The 17819-nt window shown below is 45.1% G+C and carries 19 protein-coding genes; 15 read left to right on the forward strand and 4 right to left on the reverse strand.

Going from position 1 to position 17819, the window contains the following annotated elements; translation table 11 throughout:
* Window positions 1–8: 8 nt before the first annotated feature.
* Window positions 9–1520 carry a bifunctional ADP-dependent NAD(P)H-hydrate dehydratase/NAD(P)H-hydrate epimerase gene (locus HMPREF9447_RS20080; protein ID WP_009131613.1) on the reverse strand — a complete coding sequence of 504 codons (1512 nt, stop codon included), beginning with the start codon at window positions 1518–1520 and terminating at the stop codon, window positions 9–11.
* A gap of 278 nt (window positions 1521–1798) precedes the next feature.
* Entirely contained in the window at window positions 1799–2689 is an 891-nt protein-coding gene (locus HMPREF9447_RS20085) for a helix-turn-helix domain-containing protein (RefSeq protein WP_009131614.1), read from the reverse strand.
* Window positions 2690–2731: 42 nt separating this feature from the next.
* On the opposite strand from HMPREF9447_RS20085, the gene def reads away from it, so the two are divergent.
* Entirely contained in the window at window positions 2732–3292 is a 561-nt protein-coding gene (gene def / locus HMPREF9447_RS20090) for a peptide deformylase (protein WP_009131615.1), read from the forward strand.
* A 277-nt stretch (window positions 3293–3569) separates the two neighbouring features.
* Window positions 3570–4394, forward strand: a complete 825-nt coding sequence (locus HMPREF9447_RS20095; protein WP_009131616.1) for a SecDF P1 head subdomain-containing protein — start codon at window positions 3570–3572, stop codon at window positions 4392–4394.
* On the opposite strand, the gene HMPREF9447_RS20100 is transcribed toward HMPREF9447_RS20095, so the two are convergent.
* Together HMPREF9447_RS20100 and HMPREF9447_RS20105 are read right to left on the reverse strand one after the other, a co-directional pair.
* Window positions 4391–5512: a retron St85 family RNA-directed DNA polymerase gene (locus tag HMPREF9447_RS20100; RefSeq protein ID WP_009131617.1), complete on the reverse strand. Its 1122-nt coding sequence runs from the start codon at window positions 5510–5512 to the stop codon at window positions 4391–4393. The two genes, HMPREF9447_RS20095 and HMPREF9447_RS20100, sit on opposite strands and share 4 nt — an antisense overlap.
* Before the next feature lie 471 nt (window positions 5513–5983).
* Window positions 5984–6589, reverse strand: a complete 606-nt coding sequence (locus HMPREF9447_RS20105; protein ID WP_009131618.1) for a DNA-3-methyladenine glycosylase I — start codon at window positions 6587–6589, stop codon at window positions 5984–5986.
* 127 nt (window positions 6590–6716) lie between these two features.
* Between HMPREF9447_RS20105 and HMPREF9447_RS20110 the strand changes: the two genes are divergently transcribed.
* The 13 genes from HMPREF9447_RS20110 to HMPREF9447_RS20170 all read left to right on the forward strand — a co-directional run bounded on the left by HMPREF9447_RS20110 (window position 6717) and on the right by HMPREF9447_RS20170 (window position 17819).
* Window positions 6717–8255 (forward strand): peptide MFS transporter, encoded by a 1539-nt coding sequence (locus tag HMPREF9447_RS20110; protein WP_009131619.1) that lies wholly within the window; start codon window positions 6717–6719, stop codon window positions 8253–8255.
* Window positions 8256–8294: 39 nt separating this feature from the next.
* Entirely contained in the window at window positions 8295–8831 is a 537-nt protein-coding gene (gene hpt, locus HMPREF9447_RS20115) for a hypoxanthine phosphoribosyltransferase (RefSeq protein ID WP_009131620.1), read from the forward strand.
* 89 nt (window positions 8832–8920) lie between these two features.
* Window positions 8921–9505 carry an adenylate kinase gene (locus HMPREF9447_RS20120; protein ID WP_009131621.1) on the forward strand — a complete coding sequence of 195 codons (585 nt, stop codon included), beginning with the start codon at window positions 8921–8923 and terminating at the stop codon, window positions 9503–9505.
* 9 nt (window positions 9506–9514) lie between these two features.
* The gene (locus tag HMPREF9447_RS20125; protein WP_009131622.1) at window positions 9515–9880 is read left to right on the forward strand and encodes a four helix bundle protein; all 366 of its coding nucleotides are present in this window, start codon (window positions 9515–9517) and stop codon (window positions 9878–9880) included.
* Between the two features lie 51 nt (window positions 9881–9931).
* Window positions 9932–11104: a GTPase ObgE gene (obgE, locus tag HMPREF9447_RS20130; RefSeq protein WP_009131623.1), complete on the forward strand. Its 1173-nt coding sequence runs from the start codon at window positions 9932–9934 to the stop codon at window positions 11102–11104.
* Complete coding sequence (gene pgeF / locus HMPREF9447_RS20135) at window positions 11101–11913, forward strand: peptidoglycan editing factor PgeF (RefSeq protein ID WP_009131624.1); 813 nt, start codon at window positions 11101–11103, stop codon at window positions 11911–11913. The genes obgE and pgeF overlap by 4 nt, the downstream gene beginning before the upstream one ends.
* A 4-nt stretch (window positions 11914–11917) precedes the next feature.
* Window positions 11918–12583: a B3/B4 domain-containing protein gene (locus HMPREF9447_RS20140; RefSeq protein ID WP_009131625.1), complete on the forward strand. Its 666-nt coding sequence runs from the start codon at window positions 11918–11920 to the stop codon at window positions 12581–12583.
* Window positions 12584–12600: 17 nt separating this feature from the next.
* The gene (locus HMPREF9447_RS20145; protein ID WP_009131626.1) at window positions 12601–13227 is read left to right on the forward strand and encodes a M23 family metallopeptidase; all 627 of its coding nucleotides are present in this window, start codon (window positions 12601–12603) and stop codon (window positions 13225–13227) included.
* A gap of 69 nt (window positions 13228–13296) precedes the next feature.
* Window positions 13297–14289, forward strand: coding sequence for a PhoH family protein (locus HMPREF9447_RS20150; RefSeq protein ID WP_009131627.1), 993 nt, complete (start codon window positions 13297–13299; stop codon window positions 14287–14289).
* A 13-nt stretch (window positions 14290–14302) separates the two neighbouring features.
* On the forward strand, window positions 14303–15247 hold the full coding sequence (locus HMPREF9447_RS20155) for a phosphoribosylaminoimidazolesuccinocarboxamide synthase (RefSeq protein WP_009131628.1): 945 nt from the start codon (window positions 14303–14305) through the stop codon (window positions 15245–15247).
* 86 nt (window positions 15248–15333) lie between these two features.
* Window positions 15334–16071, forward strand: a complete 738-nt coding sequence (gene ubiE / locus HMPREF9447_RS20160; protein WP_009131629.1) for a bifunctional demethylmenaquinone methyltransferase/2-methoxy-6-polyprenyl-1,4-benzoquinol methylase UbiE — start codon at window positions 15334–15336, stop codon at window positions 16069–16071.
* Window positions 16072–16103: 32 nt separating this feature from the next.
* The gene (locus tag HMPREF9447_RS20165) at window positions 16104–16850 is read left to right on the forward strand and encodes a shikimate dehydrogenase family protein (RefSeq protein ID WP_009131630.1); all 747 of its coding nucleotides are present in this window, start codon (window positions 16104–16106) and stop codon (window positions 16848–16850) included.
* Between the two features lie 18 nt (window positions 16851–16868).
* Window positions 16869–17819, forward strand: a complete 951-nt coding sequence (locus HMPREF9447_RS20170) for an alpha/beta hydrolase (protein ID WP_009131631.1) — start codon at window positions 16869–16871, stop codon at window positions 17817–17819.

Consider the following 17819-nt stretch of genomic DNA (forward strand, 5'->3'; position numbering starts at 1 on the left):
ACTTCTCCTCATTCCTCCATCATCCTCCACGCTAACGGCAAGCAGTTCACAATGTCCCCTGCCGTCATTCCCATCATTCCCTGCTTCTTGCGGGCGATGTCTCCGGCAAGACCATGAACATACGTAGCCAGGCAAGCTGCATCCTGCGGCGCATATCCCTGGGATAATAACGCAAGCACAACGCCTGTCAGCACATCACCACTGCCTCCTGTTGCCATGCCGGGATTACCTGTCGTATTAAAATAGCACTTCCCTTGCGGAGTGATAATAACAGAATACGCACCTTTCAGCACAATATATACCCCTGCCGTCCGTGCCAGTTCACGTGCCTTCGTCAGCCGCTCGTAAGAGTCCTGACACTTTCCTACCAAGCGTTCCAGTTCCTTGGGATGAGGCGTAAGTATGCTGCCTTTTGGCAAACGGCTGATATAATTGCGGTGTCCCGCCAACACATTCAGTGCATCAGCATCCACCACCATAGGTGTCTGACAAGCATCTATCTGCTCCAATACCGCCGCCTCGGTTTCTTCCGACTTTCCCAGTCCCGGCCCAATACCTACCGCCTGATACTCATCCGTATCCGTAGGACAGGCAAAACAAGTATCGCTGGGATCCATTTCCGTCATTGCCTCCGGAACAGAAGTTTGCACAATCATGTTGTTGCAATAAGGCACATGCACTGTCAGCAATCCTACTCCGGAACGCAGGCAGGCCTTTGCAGCAAGTATGGACGCTCCTGCCATTCCTTGCGCCCCCGCAATGAGCAAAGCCCGTCCGAAGTCTCCCTTATGGGCAAACTTATTGCGTGTCTTCAACAAATACTGCATATCTTCCCCTTCCAGCAAGAAATAGTCCGTATCCGTTTCCTCTATTGCATCTTCACTCAGACCGATATCCAGCAATTCCCATTCGCCCACGAACTCCTGGTTCTCTGCAAAAAGAAAAGCCAACTTCGGCAATTGCAGACTTAGCGTCACATCTGCACGAACAATATTCGCCCGGATATTGAACGTATTCTCTTCTCCCATCAAGCCCGAGGGAACATCAATAGCCACTATCCGTGCCGGCGAAGCATTGATATACTTCACCACGGCAGCAAAACCACCGCTCAACGGCTTGTTCAGTCCGCTGCCAAACAGTCCGTCAATCACCACATGGTCATCCGTCAGCACAGGCGGCACGAATTGTGAGGTCACTTCGTGAAAATCTACATTCTCCACATCCGCAAGTCGCTCCTTATTCGTCTCGCAATCGGGAGAAAGCTCTCCCTTGGTATTAAACAAATAAACCGAGACTTTATAGCCTTTCTTTGCCAGCAAACGGGAAACTGCCAGCGCATCACCACCGTTATTGCCCGGTCCGGCAAATACCGTAAACGGTGTTTCTGCGTCCCAACGTTCGGCAATAGCCTTTGCTAATGCCAATGAAGCACGTTCCATCAGGTCAATGGAAGCAATCGGCTCATTCTCTATGGTGTAAGCATCCAACTCTTTGATGCTTTGGGTAGGAAATATTTTCATTATGTTTTTTTTATAAAAGTAGTTCAGAAAGTACTAACATGCACAGGTTGGTAACACTGTTTATAGAACAAAGATAGACTATTTATGAGAGATAAGCAAGAAAGAATTAAAGAGAATAAGTAGTGCTTTTCCATTCCCGCTTTTGTTCTATACCTCTTCTCCACCTTACCAATTTCGCATCTTCTTCGCTTCTATACAGAAGTTAGATAAGCGAAGGGGGTAAGAAGAGAGTACGAAGAGGATACGATGAAGCTAAGAGGCGGGTAATATTGTTCTGTTTATCCTATTTTGCATGTACGCAAATACTGCATCGGCGTCTCACCGGTATATTTCTTGAAATCCTTGATGAAATGATTCGTATCACTATAACCGCTTTCCGCAGTAATACCAGACAAATCTTTCTGCACCAGAAAAGCGGTATAAGCATTGATGAACCGTTGCAAAGAGGAATACAGTTTGGGCGTCATGCCCATAGCCTCAGAAAAGTTCCGTTCCAACCACTTGTAGTTGACGCCTAAGTGCGACTTCAATTCATCGATAGACAACATTCCTTTATGCAGTCTGATGTAATGAATAGCCTCATCCAACAGCTTATTGGAGTTTCCCTCCGTTGATATTACACCCCGAAGGTAGGTTTCTATAAGTTGTATCTTCTCTCCTGCCCCGGTACATTGCTGCATATCTTTCAGCAGGGCATCCGCACCACCCAGTACGGATTTTAAATTCCAAAACGGGCGGGTATTGAAATATCGGGCATTCAACCCTGATAAACGGTAGAAAGATGCTGGTTTAAACCGCACTATCAACAAATAAGGCACTTGTCCGGAAAGGCGGATGGACATCCTGGCAAAAGACCTTGTACTGAACCAGCCGGAGTTAAAACTTGAAATAACATTATTATACTCTAATTCCACCCTGTCCTCTGCCATCGGCAAGAACGCCAGCATAGGTGTGCCGTCATTATATGCCAAGGTATCCGCCAGATTACAGCAAGGAAAGACATAGAAACTGTCAATGTATTCCTGCAAATCTTCTGAAGGGGCAACTGCTTCTATCTCTTTTACAGAGACAAAAGACTGTGATATGATATGTTCCAATAAACTCACCGGCATGCTACAAAAATACGCAAATATTGTACACCCCAGCACGAACTGTCTAAAATTTACCATGAAGGTTGAAAGTTGCAGACTACTTTTGCCTCAAAAAAGAATATGATTAAACCGATAACCATCTACGGCAACCCCGTATTAAGAAAAAAATGTGAAGATATAGAACAGAGCTATCCTAATATCCAAGAAGTAATAGAAACCATGTGGCAGACGCTGAGGCATGCAGACGGATGCGGATTGGCTGCGCCGCAAATCAACCTTCCCATCAAGCTGTTCATAATGAACAGCCGGGACACTTATGCCTATATGTCCGCTAAAGAAAGGAAACACTTCTTTGCGGAAGAGGATTGCGGAATAGAGGAAACATTCATCAATGCAGAAATAACCGCTTATAGCGAGGAGGTGTGGACTGCCGGAGAAGGTTGTTTGAGCATCCCCGACCTTTATGAAGAAGTGACAAGGCCCTGGTCGGTGACGATAAAGTATCAGGATAGTGAATTCAAAGAGCAAAACAGGACTTACCACGGATATACCGCACGAATCATTCAGCATGAGTTTGAGCATACGCAAGGAAAATTATACATAGATCGCTTGTCTCCGTTGAGAAAACAACTCATAAAGAATAAGTTAATGCGGATTATTAAGGGAAACAGAAGAAAGTAACAGCATTTCTGTATCACAATAAAAAAACGTCTGATAAACAAGTTTATTTTGCCCTGTCTATATAGTTATTATATTGATTAGTTGTTATCTTTGCAAAAGAGGTGCAACAACTATATAGATGATTATTATTTAGGTGAACCAGCTCTAAGCTATTATTTAGAAGATGACAATGAACATCTTATGTTTGATACCGGATATTCCGACTCATTCATCAATTCATGAGGTAGTTGTCGGACTAAAAATAGAGATTGAATAACTACATATAAAAAACAATGTTATGAGAACGTTCACTGTTTTATTAGTAACTGCGTCTTTAGCGCTAACTTCACTGGGAGGAAGTTCCGAACCATACCGCCCTAACGGCTGGTACTACATTACAAGCGGCACACAAGACAGCCTTTCGGCAGAACCCATCGTAACTACCAAAGATTTTGCTTCCATAAGCCTTGACTCTTTTATGAGCGAGCGGACAGGTGGAATGGCCTATCAAATTGTGGGTAGAGTGAACGACCAATCCATTGAGATATGGGCAGACGCTACTGAACAGTCGATAGGCAAACATATCGGTTTTGTATGCAACAACAAAGTAGTATGCAATCCCTTGGTAAACGCCCGCATCGAAAGCGGTAATTTTGCAATTTCAGGTGAAGGGCCTGAGTTTAAAGCAATGTACAGGCAAATTCAAGAGGACATCAAAAACGAAGAGATTGCTTCGGAGCATAAGAAAGCATGGGAAGAGGCCCGCAAACTGCGTGCTTCTATCACCGACACCACTTTCTTAAAGACCAAACGCCCGATGTCTGACGATGCAATCGGTCCTTACAATTACCATACAGGATTAAATGAAGACCGTGCATACAATCAAACAGTTTATACAATTGCGATAGACAGAGCCAAAAAGTTCCTTTCCGTTAAAAACGACCAATTAGTATTGAACCTGAAATCGGGTGCGGAAATCAACATCGCAGAAGACCTGTTCCAGTATATCGCCGGGCTATTCGATGATTGGAACAAATGGGTGGAAGAGGGGAAATTCAAGATTATACAAACAAAAGAGGGGTACTACGACATAGAACCGACACCTCAGAAGCGCAACAATTAATATTTTTTCTCCAGACTTTTCAAAGCTGTGATGGAAGCGGATACATACGTATTATCCGGTTCTATTGACCGCCAATAGCACAGTGTCCCGATCAGCCGTTTCAGGTAAGCCGGGTCGTGAGAACCAATCCGGCGTTGATGTTCTGCCAGACCTTTCGTCAGGATATAATGCACATTCTTGCGTATTTCCCTTTTCCGGATTTTAGGAATAGTCAGCTTCACACCGGAACTGATGGAAACTCCTGTGATAATCTTCCGGCTGTGTTCTTTCAGGAAGCGCGTTTTCTTATGATTCACCTCAAACTTTTCTTCCCGGACAATCTGCTTAACCTGAGACAGAATCTGTTCTCCCGGAAAAACATTCCCCGAAAAAGTAAGGTCATCGGCATACCGGGTATAAGTCAAACCATATTCGGCAGCCAGTGCCGAAAGTTTCTTATCCATCTCATAAGATATAATATTACTCAATGCCGGACTCGTAGATGCCCCCTGAGGCAGACAACGATGTAAACAGCATAAAGTGCCAAGCACCTTCGCAATATCAGGCGGATAGCCCATTGCCTCAAATGTCTTCCGCACGCGAGGGCTACGTATCGAACCAAAGAAGTCATGAATATCCGTTTTCAGCACACACTGTTTTCCCAAGTGCGGGCGGACATTATCGACTACGGACATCTTGCACCGAAAGCCGGTAGCTGCCGGATGAACGTTTACAAAGGATAAGATTCGGTGATTAATAGCGTCCTGAATAGGCTTTAGCTCGTGGTCCGGAGCAGAAATCATGCGGTAACCTCCCCTTCTTTTACCTATCCAGAACTCCCGGTAGTGGGCAGAAACATCCTTCAATATTTCTTTCAACTTCACTTCTTCCACTCCCAGCAAGTTTACACACTGAGATATGGCTTCTTCTTTAAACCAGGGAGAGATTCGCGGAGCAGAAGTTTCAAAAAGCTGGCTGAACCATCCTTTACGGATGGTTCCGGCATTGGCAGTATGCTCCGTATGGTCGCGGTTTCCTGCTTTCCACCTCTTGTATCCTTCCTGTTTACGACTCGAAGAAATAATCTTGTAGAGTAATAAACAGGTGACAATAAGTACAGCTATCAGAATTTCATTCATCGTATCAATAGGTATGAAAAAGAAGAGGATGAGTATTTACTAATGTAAATCGTGGTATTCATACCAGAGTATTTACATTCTAAGAAAGCCCATGAGCTTACGAGGCGACTGCACCTCTTTCCTGCTAAATCTTTTTCTCATCCTCTCCGTGTGCAAAAATAGGCCTTTTTGATTGAAAGCAATAATTCTATCCGTCTTTTTTCTTTTTTATTTGATATGCCTCTTTTCATTCAGGGCAATCGTATAAAAAGTTTGCTTCCTGCTTGAACAGGAATGAGTATAAGTGTTCTCATTTTGCGAACTTTAGACCAATCTTATGACCCTCCACGTACCCGGTCCGTATCAAAGCCGTACCTGGTCCGTATCAAGTCCAAGCGTAAGGATACGGAGATGATACGGACCTGATACGGTTCGGGTATGGGGAAAGCAGGACAAATAGACCAAAAAATGAATTCATCCTTTTCGGAGCGATTATAAATAAGAATTTTGATGCGGTTGTCCTGATTTAGTTGCTTTACAGAAACAGTCTTCCAAATGGTCGTTCACAAAGCCGGCTGCCTGCAAAAAAGCATAGCAGATAGTGGAGCCAAAGAATTTAAAGCCTCGCTTTTTCATGTCTTTACTCATAGCATCCGACTCGGGAGATGTGGCAGGAACCTGACTTAGAGACTTAAAGTTATTGACAATAGGTGGCTGTTGGGAAAAGAATGATAAGATATACTTGTAGAAACTACCGAATTCCTGCTGAATAGCCATAAATAGTTTCGCATTATGGATGGTACTATTAATCTTTAACCGGTTTTTGACGATTCCATCAAATTTCATCAATCGTTCAATGTCTTCTGATGTCATTTGCGCCACTTTCTCCACATCAAAGTGATGAAAAGCTTCCCGGTATCCTTCACGCTTTCGGAGGATAGTAATCCAAGATAGCCCCGCCTGGGCACTTTCGAGTACAAGAAACTCAAACAGGGATTTGTCATCGGTGACGAGTTTACCCCATTCTTCATCATGATACTTTATGTAAAGTTCGTCTGTTCCGGCCCAACCGCAACGTGCATTTATTAGATCTTCCATGCTTTTTTATGTTAATAGAAACTCAACAAAGGTATATTTTCTAACTCAAAGCAAAGCCATATCCTAAAAATTATCCCTACTTTTGTGGAACAATAAAGAATTATTAACACAATAGACAAGCTTTCTAATGAGTACACCCAAACATCCCAAAGGTCTTTACCTCATCTTCGCTACCAGCACGGCAGAACGTTTCAGCTACTATGGTATGCGGGCTATCTTCATCCTGTTCTTAACCCAGGCACTCCTACTCGACAAGGAACATGCCGCTTCCATCTACGGCAGCTACACCGGAATGGTCTATCTGACGCCGCTTATCGGCGGATATATTGCTGACAAATACTGGGGAATACGCCGCTCCGTATTCTGGGGAGCGATGATGATGGCAGTGGGGCAATTCCTGATGTTCTTCAGCGCCTCCATGCTGGATACCAAAGAACTCTCCCACTGGCTGATGTATGGTGGACTCACCTTTCTCATATTGGGAAACGGCTGTTTCAAACCTACCGTAACGACATTGGTGGGGCAACTTTACGAACCGGGAGACAAACGACTGGACTCTGCTTATACCATATTCTATATGGGAGTGAATGTCGGTTCTTTCTTTGCCCCGTTAGTTTGCGGCTATTTCGGTGAAACAGGTGATCCAAATGACTTCAAATGGGGTTTCCTAATTGCGGCAATCGTTACGGTATTTACAGTTATTCTATTCCAAACGCAGAAGAATAAATATCTGATCGGACCTGACGGACAGCAACTAGGTATCATACCGGATGCCAAGCGTGAATACCACCAAGAAAGCAAAACTGCTCAACAAACTGCAATAGATAAAGATAAGAAAACCCGTAATTACCTGCTTCTCACAGTATTAACCGTTGCTCTCGCCACCTTCTTTTATTGGTGTTTTGGCAATGATTGGTTCAGCATCGGCATCTTTACCGCTTGTATTGTATTCCCTGTCAGCATCCTGCTGGATGGTTCGCTCACCAAGATAGAACGCAGTCGCATCTTTGTCATCTACATCATTGCCTTTTTCGTTATCTTCTTCTGGGCAGCCTATGAACAGGCAGGTGCTTCATTGACACTCTTTGCATCGGAACAAACCAATCGAGTCATCCTCGGCTGGGAAATGCCTGCTTCATGGATACAGTCTTTTAATCCGTTCTTTGTAGTAATGCTGGCGGCAATCATGCCGGGGGTATGGGGCTTCCTCAACAAACGGGGTATGGAACCTGCTTCTCCCACGAAACAAGCTATCGGGTTGTTATTGCTCTCTTTAGGCTATTTAGTTATCTGCTTCGGAGTGAAAGATGTGCAACCGGGTATAAAAGTCAGCCTTATTTGGCTGACAGGACTCTACTTCATCCATACCATGGGCGAGATATGCCTCTCCCCCATCGGGCTGTCTATGGTAAATAAACTGACACCACTCCGTTTTGCTTCTCTGATGATGGGTATCTGGTATCTTTCTATGGCCACAGCTAATAAATTTGCAGGCACTCTTACCGGCCTTTATCCCGAAACCGGAAAAGTGAAAACATTGCTTGGATACCCCATTGAAACGATGTTCGACTTCTTTATGGTATTCGTCATTATGTCCGGCATTGCCTCCCTTATCCTCTTCCTGCTTTCAAAGAAATTGCAGAAGATGATGCATGGAGTGGAATAAAAATCGTATTTTTGTGCCAATTTTTAAAATCTATCCCTTATGGACACTATACAAATAAAAGACAAGAAGTTCACTGTCTCCATCAAGGAACAGGATATTCTGAAAGAAGTAGCCCGCGTTGCGAATGAAATCAATTGTGACCTGGCAGGAAAAAATCCTCTGTTTCTCAGCGTATTGAACGGTTCGTTCATGTTTACCGCTGACTTAATGAAGCTTATCACCATTCCTTGCGAGATTTCTTTCGTGAAACTGGCTTCTTATCAAGGTGTGTCCTCTACCGGAACCATCAAGGAAGTCATCGGCATCACCGAAGACCTCACCGACCGTACGGTAGTAATTGTGGAAGACATTGTAGATACGGGACTGACCATGCAACGCCTGTTGGATACTCTGGGCACACGCAATCCAAAAGAAATCCACATCGCTTCGCTGTTGGTGAAACCGGATAAGCTAAAAGTGGACCTGAACATCGAATACGTAGCAATGGAGATACCCAATGATTTCATCGTAGGTTACGGATTGGACTACGACGGTTTCGGCCGCAACTACCCGGACATTTATACGGTAGTAGATTAAGAGAATCAGAAACAGGCTTAAAAGTATGATTTGTACAAGCGAATTTTGAATTAGGTATAATATAGTAACAGTTAAATTGTAAATCACAAATGTTGAACATTGTAATTTTCGGTGCTCCCGGTTCAGGAAAGGGAACACAAAGTGAGAAGATCGTAGAAAAGTACGGTATTAACCACATCTCCACCGGTGATGTACTGCGTGCAGAAATAAAGAACGGTACGGAACTGGGCAAAACAGCTAAAAGTTATATCGACCAAGGTCAGTTAATCCCTGATGAATTGATGATTGACATCCTTGCAAGTGTATTCGATAGCTTCCAGGATAGCAAAGGTGTTATCTTCGACGGTTTCCCCCGTACCATTGCACAGGCAGAGGCACTGAAAAAGATGCTTGCTGAAAGAAAACAAAGTGTTAGCGTAATGCTCGACCTCGACGTGCCTGAAGAAGAACTGATGGTTCGCCTCATCAAACGCGGTAAGGACTCCGGCCGTGCCGATGATAACGAAGAAACAATCAAAAAACGTCTGGCTGTTTATCACTCACAGACTTCTCCGCTGATTGACTGGTACAAGAAAGAAGGACAATACCAGCACATCAAAGGTTTGGGTAAACTGGAAGAAATCTTCGCTGACGTTTGCACAGCGATAAATTCTTCAGTAGTTAGTAGTAAGTAGCTAGTAGAAATGCCTGCACAATCATTTGAGAATCTAGTAGTTTGGCAAAAAGCTCATCAATATGTACTATGTATATACCGGATTACAAAAGGATTTCCGAAAGATGAGTTGTTTGCTCTAGTCAATCAGATGCGCAGGGCTTCTGCTTCTATTACCGCTAATATCGCAGAAGGTTTTGTCAGAGAAGGACAAAAAGACAAGTTACACTTTTATAATATATCTCAGGGGTCATTAGAAGAAACCAAGAACTTCATTATTCTTTCTAAAGACTTGGGATATATGTCTAAAGAGAACAAAACACAACTTCTGGCACAAGCCTGCGAAGTTGGTCGTCTTTTAAATGCTTATCGTCAAGGCCTGATGAAATATTACTAAAACTATCTACTACTAACTACTTATTACTAACTACTAACTACTTTTAAGATTATGGCTGAATCGAATTTTGTTGACTACGTAAAGATATATTGCCGCTCCGGAAAGGGCGGACGAGGCTCTACGCACATGAGGCGCGAGAAATACATACCCAACGGAGGCCCCGACGGAGGTGACGGAGGACGAGGAGGTCATATCATCCTGCGCGGCAACCGTAACTATTGGACGTTGTTGCACTTGCGTTACGATCGCCATGCATTGGCGGGACACGGAGAATCCGGTTCCAAAAACCGCAGTTTCGGTAAGGATGGAGAAGATAAAGTGATTGAAGTTCCTTGCGGCACAGTAGTGTATAATGCCGAAACGGGTGAGTACATCTGTGACGTCACTGAGCACGGACAAGAAGTTATTTTGCTGAAAGGCGGACGAGGCGGTCAGGGCAACAGCCACTTCAAGACAGCTACCCGTCAGGCTCCCCGCTTTGCACAGCCGGGCGAACCGATGCAGGAAATGACCGTAATCATGGAGTTGAAACTCCTGGCAGACGTAGGTCTGGTAGGTTTTCCAAACGCCGGAAAATCAACCTTGCTTGCTTCCGTATCTGCAGCCAAACCAAAGATAGCCAACTATCCTTTTACCACCCTGGAGCCGAATCTGGGTATTGTTTCCTATCGTGACGGAAAATCATTCGTCATGGCGGACATTCCCGGTATCATCGAAGGAGCCAGTGCCGGAAAAGGTTTGGGACTACGTTTTCTGAGACATATCGAGCGTAACTCGCTATTGCTTTTCATGGTGCCTGCCGATAGCGACGACATCCGTAAAGAATACGAAATCCTGCTGAACGAACTAAGTACTTTCAACCCTGAAATGCTGGATAAACAACGGGTACTTGCCATCACCAAGAGCGATATGCTCGACCAGGAATTAATGGACGAGATAGAGCCTACGCTGCCCGAAAACGTTCCACACGTATTTATTTCTTCCATCACGAGCATGGGACTTTCCGTACTGAAAGATATTCTGTGGGAAGAACTGAACAAGGACAGCAACAAAATAGAAGCTATCGTTCACCGTCCGAAAGATGTAAGCAAACTTCAGGAGGAACTGAAAGAGATGGGTGAGGACGAAGATCTCAGCTATGAATACGTAGAAGACGAAGAGGATGTGGAAGACCTGGAAGACTTTGAGTACGAGGAGGAAGACTGGGAGGATGACAAGCAATGATTGCTTTGACAGAAGATAAAAGAATGTTGGGATACGGGGTTATGACACCGTACTCCAACATTTTTTGTTTTGCAACTACTCGCCGGGGAGGTTTCAGTGAAGGGAATTATTCCTCTTTCAACTGCACGCCTTATACTGGGGATGATGCGGAATGCGTCCGCCGTAACCGGGATTTGCTTTGTAGCTCCATGCCTCAACGGCCGAAAGAGCTGGTTATCCCATTCCAGACGCATAGCACGAAAGTTTTCGTTGTTGACGAGACTTATCTGCAAGCTCCCAATGAAAAGCGCACAGCGATGCTTCAAGGAGTGGATGCACTGATAACCCGTGAACCGGGTTGCTGCATCTGCATTTCTACGGCAGATTGTATTCCCATCTTACTTTACGACCGCAAGAACCAAGTTGTAGCTGCCGCCCATGCCGGTTGGCGGGGAACGGTGAATTACATAGCCGGGCATACACTCGACAGAATGCGGGCACTCTACGGCACAGATGGAAAAGACGTGATAGCCTGTATCGGTCCCGGCATCTCCCTACCCTCTTTTGAAGTAGGCGAAGAAGTGTACGAAGCTTTCCGCACGAATGGTTTTGCCATGGATTACATTTCGGAATGGAAACCAGAGACACATAAGCACCACATTGACCTGTGGGCTGCAAACAGGATGCAATTGCTCGACTTCGGAGTACCCGGAGAACAGATCGAGACATCGGGGATATGCACTTATATGGAACATGAAGAGTTCTTCTCGGCAAGACGGTTGGGAATTAAGTCCGGACGTATGCTGTCGGGAATAATGATAAAGATTTGAATATATGTACAACATTACCATATCAGAAGAAATAAAGAACGCCTGCCCCATCTTTAAAGGGGCAGCCGTTTATGCTGAAGTTACCAATACCGCTTTCTGCGAAGGACTTTGGGAAGAAATAAACGCCTTCACCAAAGAGCTGATTTCTACCACTCAGCCAGAAGACATCAAGTTGCACCCTGCCATTGCAGCTACCCGCGAAGTCTATAAACGCTGTGGCAAAGACCCCAGCCGTTACCGTCCTTCCGCCGAAGCCTTGCGCCGCCGGTTGATACGCGGAATAGACCTTTACCAGATAGACACACTGGTGGACCTGATTAACCTGGTTTCCCTGCGTAGCGGTTATTCCATCGGTGGTTTTGATGCAGACAAGATACAGGGAAGCAATCTTGAGTTGGGAGTAGGTCGTGCCGAAGAACCTTTTGAAGGCATCGGACGTGGTGTGCTGAATATCGAAGGACTTCCCGTTTACCGTGATGCCATTGGCGGCATCGGCACTCCTACCAGCGATAATGAACGCACTAAAATGGATTTGGATACCAAACATATTCTTGCCATCGTAAACGGCTACAGCGGACAGGAAGGCTTGCGCGAAGCTGCCGGAATGATTCAAGAGCTATTAAAAAAGTATGCATCATCCGATGGAGGAGAAATCATCTATTTTGAATAAAAGTAAAGCCTTAAACCATGAACATACTCTATTTATTATTATCCGTACTATTGTCCATCACTCCACCGGAGGAGAAACCGAGCTTCACTCCAATGGAAATCAACCATATCCGCGTTGCCACACCGGAACTTTTCGCCAACAATAAGTTATTAGAATTACATCTGGAACAAATACCCGATACCGCCTATTGTTTTCCGCTTCCCGGAGGAAAAGTAATCTCTCCTTATGGACGCGGAGGGGGGCGCCATTCCGGCATAGACATTAAGACTTTTGCGAAAGATACCATCCGTAGTGCTTTCGACGGCGTTGTACGGATGTCAAAGCCCTATAGTGCCTACGGCAATGTTATCGTCGTACGCCACTCTTCGGGGCTGGAAACCATATATAGCCATAACTTCAAGAACCTCGTGCAAAGCGGCGATGTGGTAAAGGCGGGGCAAGCCATTGCACTGACCGGACGCACCGGACGCGCAAGCACCGAACACCTGCACTTCGAAACCCGCATTAACGGCCAGCATTTCAACCCTAATCTCATTTTCGATTTCAAAGAAAGGACACTCCGCAAAGAATGTATTCATTGCACCAAGAATGGGAATAGGGTCATCGTGAAGGCTGCAACAAAAAAAACAGCCGGAACTACCTAAGTATCCAAACGTTTCACTAAATTTGCAACTGTTTTACCTATAAAACGACATGAACTTATAAACAATTCAATGATAGAAAAACTGATTGTTCTCGAGGATATCGACCCGGTTATCTTTTATGGCGTAAATAACGCCAATATGCAGCTGATAAAAGCTTTGTACCCCAAACTACGCATTGTTGCACGCGGCAATGTCATCAAAGTGTTGGGAGATGAAGAGGAGATGTGTGCCTTCGAAGAAAACATCACCAAACTGGAAAAGTACTGCGCCGAATACAACTCACTGAAGGAAGAGGTTATCATCGATATCATCAAAGGGAATGCACCGCAAGCGGAAAAGTCGGGCAACGTCATCGTATTCAGCGTGACGGGCAAACCGATTATCCCCCGCAGCGAGAACCAAATGAAGCTGGTGGAAGGGTTTGCCAAAAACGACATGGTATTTGCCATCGGTCCCGCCGGCTCCGGAAAGACATACACCGCTATTGCTCTTGCTGTACGTGCCCTTAAAAATAAAGAGATAAAGAAAATCATCCTCAGCCGTCCTGCCGTAGAAGCCGGTGAAAAGCTTGGTTTCCTGCCCGGCGACATGAAGGATAAGATAGACCCGTATTTGCAACCGCTATACGATGCCTTACAGGATATGATTCCGGCAGCCAAACTGAAAGAATATATGGAACTGAACATTATCCAGATCGCTCCCCTTGCCTTCATGCGCGGACGCACGCTGAATGATGCAGTCGTTATTCTAGATGAGGCGCAAAACACCACCACCCAGCAAATCAAGATGTTTCTTACCCGTATGGGTATGAATACCAAGATGATCGTGACGGGTGACATGACGCAGATTGACTTGCCGACTTCCCAGACATCGGGATTGGTGCAAGCGCTCCGCATCCTGAAAGGTGTAAAGGGTATCAGTTTTGTAGAGCTGAATAAGAAAGACATTGTACGCCATCAATTGGTGACCCGCATTGTAGACGCCTACGAAAAGTTTGACAAAGAAGCTAAAGCTGAACGGGAAAGCCGGAGAAGCGATAAGAGTAAAGACATAGTTCAATAACAATATTACAGTTATGAAAGCATTAACAAAAACTGATTTTAATTTTCCGGGACAGAAAAGTGTGTACCATGGAAAAGTACGCGATGTTTATAACATCAATGGTGAAAAACTGGTCATGGTAGCAACTGACCGTATCTCTGCATTCGACGTTGTTTTGCCGAAAGGTATCCCCTTCAAAGGACAAATGCTGAACCAGATTGCAGCCAAGTTCCTGGATGCCACCACCGACATCTGCCCCAACTGGAAAACAGCTACGCCCGACCCTATGGTAACGGTAGGTGTAATGTGCGAAGGTTTCCCTATCGAAATGATTGTACGCGGTTACCTTTGCGGTAGCGCATGGCGTACTTACAAAAGCGGTGTACGCGAAATCTGCGGTGTGAAACTTCCCGAAGGAATGAAAGAAAACCAGAAGTTCCCCGAACCTATCATCACCCCGACTACAAAAGCTGAAATCGGCGAACACGATGCAGATATCTCCAAAGAAGAAATTCTGGCACAAGGTCTGGCTACTCCCGAAGAATACGCTATATTGGAGAAATATACCATGGACCTCTTCAAGAGAGGAACAGAAATCGCGGCAGAACGCGGTTTGATTCTGGTAGACACAAAGTATGAATTCGGTAAACACAACGGCACCATCTACCTGATGGATGAGATTCATACTCCTGACTCCAGCCGTTACTTCTACACTGAAGGTTATCAGGAACGCTTTGAAAAAGGCGAAGCACAGAAGCAACTCTCCAAAGAGTTTGTACGCGAATGGTTAATGGATAATGGTTTCCAAGGCAAAGAAGGACAGCAGGTTCCTGAAATGACAGACGAAATCGTAGCTTCTATCAGCGAACGTTACATCGAATTGTACGAACACATCACAGGTGAGAAGTTCGTAAAAGAAGATACAAGCAACATTGCTGCACGCATAAGCAAAAATGTTACCACATTTTTAAATGAATAATTAATAATTAAAAATTAAAAGCTGTCATACGTCATCATAACGCATCCCGGCTTTCCTTTTTTAATTTTCAATTTTTAATTTATCGAATGGATTATCCCCAGGAACATATCAAACCTTACGGTGAGGACGGAAAGAAGAGTGAACAAGTAGAAGAAATGTTCGACAACATTGCTCCTGCCTATGACAAGCTGAACCATACCCTTTCACTTGGCATCGACCGCAGTTGGCGCCGGAAAGCAATCAAATGGTTAAAGCCTTTCCAGCCGAAGCGCATCATGGACGTGGCCACCGGCACAGGTGACTTCGCCATCCTTGCCTGCCGCGAGTTGCAGCCCGACAAACTGATAGGCACTGACATCTCGGAAGGAATGATGAACGTGGGGCGTGAAAAAGTAAAACAGGCGCACCTCTCGGACAAGATTTCTTTTGCCCGGGAGGATTGCACCTCTCTCTCATTTGCCGATGAAACGTTTGATGCCGTAACCGTAGCGTTCGGTATCCGCAACTTCGAAGGACTGGACAAGGGACTGGCGGAAATGTGCCGCGTACTGAATCCCGGAGGACATCTCGTCATCCTGGAACTCTCCACGCCGGACCGTTTCCCAATGAAACAGCTCTTCACCATTTACTCTAAAGTTGTCATCCCCCTGCTCGGCAAATGCCTGTCAAAAGACAACAGTGCCTACACCTACCTTCCCCAAAGCATCCGTGCTTTCCCGCAAGGCGAAGTGATGCAGGAGGTTATCCGCAAGGCAGGTTTCAGCCAGGTAAACTTCCGGAGGCTGACGTTTGGTATATGCACTTTGTACACTGCAACTAAATAGAATATTATTAACGTTAGCACACTAAGAGAATTATGCAGAAATATGGTTTAATAGGCTATCCGCTGAAACATTCGTTTTCTATCGGATATTTCAATGAAAAATTCAAGTCGGAGAACATCGACGCCGAATACGTGAACTTTGAAATACCCAGCATTAACGATTTTATGGAAATTATAGGGGAAAATTCCAACCTATGCGGACTCAATGTGACCATTCCTTATAAGGAACAAGTCATCCCTTACCTTGACGAACTGGACAAAGACACCGCAAAAATAGGCGCAGTCAATGTTATCAAAATCATCCGCCAGCCGAAAGGAAAAGTTAAGCTCGTCGGCTACAATTCGGACATCATCGGATTTACGCAGTCCATTGAGCCTTTGCTGCAACCCCACCACAAGAAAGCACTGATTCTGGGCACAGGCGGTGCATCCAAAGCCGTATTCCACGGTCTTGCCAATCTGGGCATCGAAGGTGTATTCGTATCGCGTACGAAAAAAGGATCGGAATACCTTACTTACGAAGAACTGACACCGGAAGTCATGCAGGAATATACGGTCATCGTTAACTGCACCCCTGTTGGCATGTATCCAAAGGTAGATTTCTGTCCGAACATACCTTATGAACTATTAACTCCCAACCATTTGCTCTACGATTTGTTATATAATCCCAACGAGACTCTCTTCATGAAGAAAGGAGAGGCACGCGGCGCCGTCACCAAAAACGGACTGGAAATGCTGCTGTTGCAGGCTTTCGCTGCTTGGGAAATATGGAACAAATAGAGTAAAAAGGAAGGAAATATGAAGAAAGGTATCAGGTACGGTCTATTAGGACTGTTAGTGATTATCATTGTTGCCCTCGTAGGTGCGAGTTTCTATATGCTCAGTTATTCGCTGAGACCGGAACACAATAAAGGAAAAGACATTCCCGGCTCCTACGAGTACATGCTCAGCGAGTATCCGCAAATCAAACCCTGGTTAGACAGTTTGCAAACTGCCGGCGCTTTGCGGGATACCTTCATCATCAACCCCAAAGGAGTGCAACTGCATGCCATCTATGTAGCCGCCCCTGAACCTACCAACAAGACTGCCGTCATCGTACATGGTTACACGGACGATTGCATCCGCATGCTGATGATAGGCTACCTCTACAACAAAGACTTAAAGTACAACATCCTGCTACCCGACCTGCAAAATCAGGGACTGAGTGGTGGTCCTGCCATCCAGATGGGATGGAAAGATCGCTTGGATGTACTACACTGGATGGATATTGCCAACAATATTTATGGCGGAAACACTCAAATGGTAGTACATGGCATCTCAATGGGAGCTGCAACAACCATGATGGTATCCGGTGAACCGCAACAACCTTTCGTGAAATGTTTTGTGGAAGATTGCGGCTATACCAGCGTATGGGACGAATTTTCGCATGAACTGAAAAGCCAGTTCAGCTTGCCTGCTTTCCCGCTGATGTACACCACCAGTTGGCTGTGCAATGCCAAGTACGGTTGGAATTTCAAAGAAGCTTCTTCGCTGAATCAAGTGAGAAAATGCAAGTTGCCGATGTTCTTTATTCATGGTGATGCAGATACATATGTGCCCATCTGGATGGTCTATCCCCTCTATGAAGCCAAGTCGGAACCAAAAGAATTGTGGATTACCCCCGGTGCCACACATGCCATGTCTTACAAGGATTATCCGGTGGAATACACCGAACATGTGAAGAATTTCGTAGGAAAATACATCCATTGA

The sequence above is a fragment of the Bacteroides oleiciplenus YIT 12058 genome, assembly GCF_000315485.1.
Taxonomy (GTDB): Bacteria; Bacteroidota; Bacteroidia; order Bacteroidales; family Bacteroidaceae; genus Bacteroides; species Bacteroides oleiciplenus.

Coding starts and splice junctions, on each gene's coding strand:
- HMPREF9447_RS20080 (WP_009131613.1), bottom strand. CDS start 1,520: ATGAAAATATTTCCTACCCAAAGCATCAAAGAGTTGGATGCTTACACC.
- HMPREF9447_RS20085 (WP_009131614.1), bottom strand. CDS start 2,689: ATGGTAAATTTTAGACAGTTCGTGCTGGGGTGTACAATATTTGCGTAT.
- def (WP_009131615.1), top strand. CDS start 2,732: ATGATTAAACCGATAACCATCTACGGCAACCCCGTATTAAGAAAAAAA.
- HMPREF9447_RS20095 (WP_009131616.1), top strand. CDS start 3,570: ATGAGAACGTTCACTGTTTTATTAGTAACTGCGTCTTTAGCGCTAACT.
- HMPREF9447_RS20100 (WP_009131617.1), bottom strand. CDS start 5,512: ATGAATGAAATTCTGATAGCTGTACTTATTGTCACCTGTTTATTACTC.
- HMPREF9447_RS20105 (WP_009131618.1), bottom strand. CDS start 6,589: ATGGAAGATCTAATAAATGCACGTTGCGGTTGGGCCGGAACAGACGAA.
- HMPREF9447_RS20110 (WP_009131619.1), top strand. CDS start 6,717: ATGAGTACACCCAAACATCCCAAAGGTCTTTACCTCATCTTCGCTACC.
- hpt (WP_009131620.1), top strand. CDS start 8,295: ATGGACACTATACAAATAAAAGACAAGAAGTTCACTGTCTCCATCAAG.
- HMPREF9447_RS20120 (WP_009131621.1), top strand. CDS start 8,921: ATGTTGAACATTGTAATTTTCGGTGCTCCCGGTTCAGGAAAGGGAACA.
- HMPREF9447_RS20125 (WP_009131622.1), top strand. CDS start 9,515: ATGCCTGCACAATCATTTGAGAATCTAGTAGTTTGGCAAAAAGCTCAT.
- obgE (WP_009131623.1), top strand. CDS start 9,932: ATGGCTGAATCGAATTTTGTTGACTACGTAAAGATATATTGCCGCTCC.
- pgeF (WP_009131624.1), top strand. CDS start 11,101: ATGATTGCTTTGACAGAAGATAAAAGAATGTTGGGATACGGGGTTATG.
- HMPREF9447_RS20140 (WP_009131625.1), top strand. CDS start 11,918: ATGTACAACATTACCATATCAGAAGAAATAAAGAACGCCTGCCCCATC.
- HMPREF9447_RS20145 (WP_009131626.1), top strand. CDS start 12,601: ATGAACATACTCTATTTATTATTATCCGTACTATTGTCCATCACTCCA.
- HMPREF9447_RS20150 (WP_009131627.1), top strand. CDS start 13,297: ATGATAGAAAAACTGATTGTTCTCGAGGATATCGACCCGGTTATCTTT.
- HMPREF9447_RS20155 (WP_009131628.1), top strand. CDS start 14,303: ATGAAAGCATTAACAAAAACTGATTTTAATTTTCCGGGACAGAAAAGT.
- ubiE (WP_009131629.1), top strand. CDS start 15,334: ATGGATTATCCCCAGGAACATATCAAACCTTACGGTGAGGACGGAAAG.
- HMPREF9447_RS20165 (WP_009131630.1), top strand. CDS start 16,104: ATGCAGAAATATGGTTTAATAGGCTATCCGCTGAAACATTCGTTTTCT.
- HMPREF9447_RS20170 (WP_009131631.1), top strand. CDS start 16,869: ATGAAGAAAGGTATCAGGTACGGTCTATTAGGACTGTTAGTGATTATC.